Source organism: Saccharomonospora sp. (assembly GCF_027317685.1).
Classification (GTDB): Bacteria; Actinomycetota; Actinomycetes; order Mycobacteriales; family Pseudonocardiaceae; genus Saccharomonospora.
In genome coordinates, this window is record NZ_DAHVQP010000071.1 from 1 (window position 1) to 5875 (window position 5875).

The following is a 5875-nucleotide window of genomic DNA, read 5'->3' on the forward strand; positions in this document are numbered from 1 at the left end:
GAGCCACGCGATCGCGAACGTCATGTCCTCGGCCGGGGTGGAGAAGCAGGCGTCCACCATCGGCGAGAGCGAGTCGGCGATCACCGCCTTCTTGCACAGCCCCAACGCGAACCTGGGAAAGCCCGCCGCGATGTCGTCCAGGCGGTGGGAGCGGCGTTGCGGCAGCTGGTCGGCGATCTCGTGATACCGCACGATGGGCCCCGCCGCCAACTGCGGGAACATCGAGATGTAGGTGCCGAACGACACCGGGTTGCGCAGCGCGGGACGTTCACCCCGGTAGATGTCCACCACGTACGAGATGTGGTGGAACGTGAAGAAGGAGATCCCGATCGGCAGCGCCAGTTCGGCGATGGGGAAGTCACCGCCGAAGAGTTGCGCGAACCAGGCGATCTGTTCGGTGGCGAAGCCCGCGTACTTCCACACCAGCAGGATCGACAGGTCGAACGCGACCACGCCGATCAGCAGCCATCGTCGTTGCCGCTGCGGACGCATGTTCCACGGGTCCGGCTCCAGCACGGGCCCGGCGAGGTAGTTGACCACCATGCAGGTCAGCAGCAACAGGGTGAACGCGCCGGCACCGGTGGCGTAGAAGATCAGGCTGCCGATGGCGACGATGCCGTTGCGCCAGCCCCGGGGCAGTACCACCACCGCGATGAGGATCGCGGGCATGAAATACCACAGGAACAGTGGCGAGACGAACGACATCCAAGGCCCCCCGGTCACACATGCGCACAGTGACTTTAACGGAAGGCCGTCCCCCGATGAGGGGACATATCAACGTCCGCAGGTTTGCACAGCCGTGTCCGCAGGTTGCGTAGCCGTGTCCGCAGGTTGCGTAGCCGTGTCCGCAGGTTGCGTAGTCGTGTCCGCAGTTCCGGCAGGGCTCACAGCGGAGACCGGGGTTCGTACTGGATGTGCTGCCTTACCTCGAGCGCCCGTTCCCGACTCACCAAGCGCGCCACCGACGCCATGTCGATGCCCGCCGACGCACCCGCCGATGTGATGACGTCACCGTCGTCGACGAATCGCTCGTGGCCCCCGTCCCTCGATCGTGGGGTCGGGTCCCCGCCCGGGTGCAGAGCACGTCGAGCGGGGGAGCGGTACGAATGACCGGTGACGAGACGTCGGGAAACAGCGGGGTTTCCGATGGTCTTCGCCGGATCCACCGGGTTCACACGCGCCCGGCCGCGCGGCGACGGCGGGCGATCTCGGCCAGCAACACCGCACCCGCGACCGAGGCGTTCAGCGACTCGACCCCCGCCGCCATCGGGATGGAGACGGTGAAATCGCACGTCTCGCGCACGAGCCGCGACAGGCCCCGGCCCTCAGAACCCACCACCACGACCAGGGGGTCGACGTCGATGTTCATGGTGTCGATGTCCATGGACCCGTCCGCGTCGAGCCCCGCGATCAGCAGCCCTTCGGCGGCCCACGCCTTGAGCTGGCGGGTGAGGTTGGTGGCCATCCCCACCGGGAGTCGCGCCGCCGCGCCCGCGCTCGTGCGCCACGCCACCGCGGTCATGCCGGCGCTGCGCCTGCTCGGCAGCAGCACGCCGTGCGCGCCGAACGCGGCCGCCGAGCGGATCATGGCTCCGAGGTTACGGGGGTCGGTGACCCCGTCCAGCGCCACGAGCAGCGGCGGATCACCGGACTCCCGCGCGGCCTTCAGCAGCTCGGCGGGCGAGGCATACGAGAACGGCGGCACCTGCAGGCCGAGTCCCTGGTGCACCGCGCCGTTCGTCTTGCGGTCGAGTTCGGTCCGCGGCACCTCCAGGATCGAGATGCCTTTGTCCGCGGCCATGCGGACGGCCTCGGTCACGCGGTCGTCGGCGTCGATGTTCAACGCCACGTACAGGGCCGTGGCCGGTACCCCGGCGCGCAACGCCTCCACCACCGGATTACGGCCCGCGATGATCTCCGGCGCTTCCTCCGCCTTCTTCACGGCGGCACGCTTCTGCTCGGCTCGGGCCGCGGCCGCGGCGGCCCTGCGTTGCGCTGGATGTCCTGGCCGGTTCTCCGCCTTCGGCGTCGGGCCCTTGCCTTCGAGTCCCTTGCGGCGCTGTCCGCCGGAACCGATGACCGAACCCTTTTTCGTGCCCTGTTTACGCACCGCTCCGCGGCGCCGGGAATTGCCAGCCATAAGTCAGTCTCTCACTGTCCATAGAGGACCATTGGGGGTGTCTTCCACGGCGATGCCGGCTTCGGCCAGCCGGTCGCGAATGGCGTCGGCCGTGGCGAAGTCGCGGTTCGCGCGGGCCTGCTGTCGCTCGGCGAGCAGAGCGTCGACCAACCGTGCGAGCGCGTCGGTCTCGATCCCCGCCTGCTCGGCCCACTGTTCAGACAGCGGGTCGATGCCCAGCACGTCCACCATCGCGCGCACGGTCTCGGCGTGTTCCCGTGCCGTGTCGCCGTCGGACGAGTCAAGGGCGGCGTTGCCGTCGCGCACGGTGTTGTGCAACACCGCGAACGCCTGTGGTGTGCCGAGGTCGTCGTCGAGGGCGGCGGCGAACTCGGCCGGAACGCGGCCCACCCGGACCTCTCCCGTGTTGCCCCGCACGCGCTTCAAGAACTGTTCGATCCGGCGATAACCCTGAGCCGACTCCGACAGCGCGGCATCCGAATACTCGATGGTGGAGCGGTAGTGCGGCTGGATGAGGTACGCCCGCAGCTCCACGGCGCGGTAGCGGCGCAGCATCTCGGGGATCGCCACCACGTTGCCGAGCGACTTCGACATCTTCTCGCCGGACAAGGTCACCCAGGCGTTGTGCAGCCAGTACCGCGCGAAACCGTCACCCGCGGCTATCGACTGCGCGCGTTCGTTCTCGTGGTGGGGGAACACCAGGTCCACGCCACCGCCGTGGATGTCGAACTCCGAGCCGAGGTATGTGGTGGCCATGGCCGAGCATTCCAGGTGCCATCCGGGCCTGCCGGGGCCCCACGGCGTCGGCCACGAGGGCTCTCCCGGCTTACTGGCCTTCCACAGCGTGAAATCACGGGGATCGCGTTTACCTTCGGCCTGGGTTTCGCCCTGTTGCACCTCTTCCAGGCGCTGTCCCGACAGAATGCCGTAGCTGTCGAACGTGGCCACGGAGAAGTAGACGTTGCCCTCGGCGGCGTAGGCGTGGCCGGAGTCGATCAACCGCTGGATCAGCTCGATCATCTGGGTGATGTGCCCGGTAGCGCGTGGGGTCACCGACGGTGGCAGGCAGCCCAACGCAGCATAGGCGTCCTCGAACGCGCGCTCGTGCGTCGCCGCCCACTCCCACCAGGGCCTTCCGGCCTCGGCGGCCTTGGTGAGGATCTTGTCGTCGATGTCTGTGACGTTGCGCACCATGAGCACGTCGAGTCCGGAATGGACCAGCCAGCGGCGCAGCACGTCGTAGTTGAGTGCGCCACGTACGTGCCCGATGTGTGGGATCCCCTGCACCGTGGCCCCACAGACGTACATGGACGCCGTTCCACTGCGCGCGGGGCGGAACTCGCGCACTTGCCTGGTCGCGGTGTCGAACAGTTGAAGGGCCACGTCGCAAATGGTACGGGTCAGAGCACGGAATGCTCGCGCAGGGCGTTCAGCAGCCCGTCCGTGCGTTCTGTCGTCGGCAGCGGGTCGACTTGCGCGAACGCGCACCCCACCCGGCGAGCGCCGCCGTCGGCCTCGTCGCTGTCGCCGACCATCAGCGTGTGCTCGGGCGCCGTCCCGAGCCGGTCGAGCGCGATGCGGAACGCGGCAGGCTCGGGTTTGATCGCCCCGACCTCATAGGAGAGGACGAACTCGTCGACGTAGGCGTCGAGGCCACGTTCGGCGAACGCGGGACGGATGTCGAACGCGATGTTGCTGAGCACTCCCACGGTGAGTCCGGCCTCGGACACCCGGCGCAACGCCTCGGCGGTGTCGGGGTACGGCGTCCACGCCGACGGGTCGATCAGCTTCCCGTACAACGCTTTGGCCTGCTCCACGCGCGGAATGCCGGACTGCCGCAGCACTTCCAGGTACACCTTGCGGTGTAGGACCGGATCGAGGTCTCGCCGGTGCCAGGCGTCCAGGTGTTCGTCGTCGAGTTCCACCGTCAACGTGACCGGCGCGGTCATGCGACGCAGCAACTCGGTCTGCGCCTCGACGTCGAGGGGATCGCCCCGATGGTCTGTGATGTCGACCAACCAGCTCGGGTCGCGTTCCAGCCGGAACAGCGTGCCCGAGAAGTCGAACAACACCGCCTCGATCGCCACCTCTACCCCTCCTCGAGAGGCACCAATAAAGCCGTGGCGATGGCCGCGATGCCCTCGCCCCGTCCTGTAAGGCCCAGACCATCGGTGGTAGTGGCCGACACGGACACGGGCGCGCCGACGGCTTCGCCGAGCACTCGCTGTGCTTCCTCACGTCGGCGGCCGATCTTCGGCCGGTTACCGATCACCTGGACGACGGCGTTGCCCACCCGGTACCCGGCTTCGGCGACCTTGGCGCGGACCTCGGTGAGCAGCTCCACGCCGTGCGCGCCCGCCCACTGGTTCTGTCCTGTACCGAACACCGCACCGAGGTCTCCGAGGCCCGCGGCGGACAGCAGCGCGTCGCACAGCGCGTGGGAGGCCACGTCACCGTCCGAATGACCCGCGCAACCGTCGGCGTCCGGCCAATGCAAGCCCGCGAGCCAACACTCCCGCCCCGGTTCGATCGGATGAACGTCGACCCCCTGGCCGATCCTCATGTCTGCTCTTCTCCCACCAGATCCGAGAACACGGCCTCGGCGACGGTACGTTCGAACGCGGTACTCACGCGCATCCCGTGCGGGTGCCCTGGAACCGTGCGCACGTCCAGGTTCACGAGGGCCAACGCGTCCGCGATGTCCGCGTGTCGAAGGAAATCGGCCGTGAACCCACGTGGCGACTGAGCCCTGCGCAGCAGGTCGCGGTCACTGGTGCACCGCACATCGCCGGTGGTGTCCACCACTTTCACCGTGTCGGTGACAGGCTCCACCGGCACGGCTGCCACGGCACCGTCGCGCACGGCCTCCACGACGGCACGAACGGTTTCCGGCGGGGTGAACGCTCGGGTCGGATCGTGCACCAACACGATGTCACCCGACTCGGTAGCGGCGTGCACCGCGCGACGGGTCGATTCTTGGTGGTCCCGACCACCGGGAACGAGGTCGACGCGGTGGTCATCGACCGCGTCGAGCGCGGCGGCACAAGCGACGTGAGTCTCATGTGGACCGGCCACGACCACTCGGTCGACACAACCTGAGCGGGTGAGTCCGCGTACGGTATGTGCCAACAAAGTCGCGCCGCGTACGCGGGCGAACGCGCCGGCTGTTTCGGGTACGTCCTCGATCCCGAGAGGGACCAGTGCTATGACGTTCGGCAGCGACTAGACCACCGCGGTTTCCAGCACCTCATCGAGCAAGACCTCGGCCTTGCCTTCGTCGGTGCCCTCGGCGAGCGCGAGCTCGCTGACTAGAATCTGCCGCGCCTTGGCCAGCATCCGCTTCTCACCAGCGGAAAGGCCACGGTCTTTCTCCCGCCGCCACAGGTCGCGCACCACTTCGGCCACCTTGTTGACATCGCCGGAGGCGAGCTTCTCCAGGTTGGCCTTGTACCGGCGAGACCAGTTGGTCGGCTCGTCGGTGTGTGGCGCTCGCAACACGTCGAAGACCCGGTTCAGGCCGTCCTGGCCCACTACGTCGCGCACACCGACGATCTCGGCGTTGTCTGCGGGGACGCGAACCGTGAGATCACCTTGCGCGACCTTCAGGACGAGGTACTGCTTCTCCTCGCCTTTGATCACGCGTGTTTCGATCGCTTCGATGAGTGCGGCACCGTGGTGCGGGTAGACGACGGTCTCTCCGACCTTGAAAACCATGTGTCCTCTGCCCCTTTCGCT

At 67.8% G+C, this 5875-nt stretch carries 6 protein-coding genes and 1 pseudogene; all 7 read right to left on the minus strand.

Annotated elements, in window-relative coordinates; translation table 11 throughout:
- Positions 1 to 705 (minus strand): annotated as a pseudogene (locus tag M7H19_RS08515) (MBOAT family protein); the annotation flags it as partial.
- Between the two features lie 466 nt (positions 706 to 1171).
- The gene (gene rlmB, locus M7H19_RS08520; RefSeq protein ID WP_298179265.1) at positions 1172 to 2140 is read right to left on the minus strand and encodes a 23S rRNA (guanosine(2251)-2'-O)-methyltransferase RlmB; all 969 of its coding nucleotides are present in this window, start codon (positions 2138 to 2140) and stop codon (positions 1172 to 1174) included.
- Between the two features lie 3 nt (positions 2141 to 2143).
- Positions 2144 to 3523 carry a cysteine--tRNA ligase gene (gene cysS / locus M7H19_RS08525; RefSeq protein ID WP_298179268.1) on the minus strand — a complete coding sequence of 460 codons (1380 nt, stop codon included), beginning with the start codon at positions 3521 to 3523 and terminating at the stop codon, positions 2144 to 2146.
- A 17-nt stretch (positions 3524 to 3540) separates the two neighbouring features.
- Positions 3541 to 4227: an HAD-IA family hydrolase gene (locus M7H19_RS08530; RefSeq protein ID WP_298179271.1), complete on the minus strand. Its 687-nt coding sequence runs from the start codon at positions 4225 to 4227 to the stop codon at positions 3541 to 3543.
- A gap of 2 nt (positions 4228 to 4229) precedes the next feature.
- Positions 4230 to 4703: a 2-C-methyl-D-erythritol 2,4-cyclodiphosphate synthase gene (gene ispF, locus M7H19_RS08535; RefSeq protein ID WP_298179274.1), complete on the minus strand. Its 474-nt coding sequence runs from the start codon at positions 4701 to 4703 to the stop codon at positions 4230 to 4232.
- A complete protein-coding gene (locus tag M7H19_RS08540; RefSeq protein ID WP_363321346.1) occupies positions 4700 to 5347 on the minus strand; it encodes a 2-C-methyl-D-erythritol 4-phosphate cytidylyltransferase in 648 nt (215 codons plus the stop codon). The genes ispF and M7H19_RS08540 overlap by 4 nt, the downstream gene beginning before the upstream one ends.
- Positions 5348 to 5362: 15 nt before the next feature.
- Positions 5363 to 5854 carry a CarD family transcriptional regulator gene (locus tag M7H19_RS08545; RefSeq protein ID WP_106177558.1) on the minus strand — a complete coding sequence of 164 codons (492 nt, stop codon included), beginning with the start codon at positions 5852 to 5854 and terminating at the stop codon, positions 5363 to 5365.
- Between the last annotated feature and the right edge of the window lie 21 nt (positions 5855 to 5875).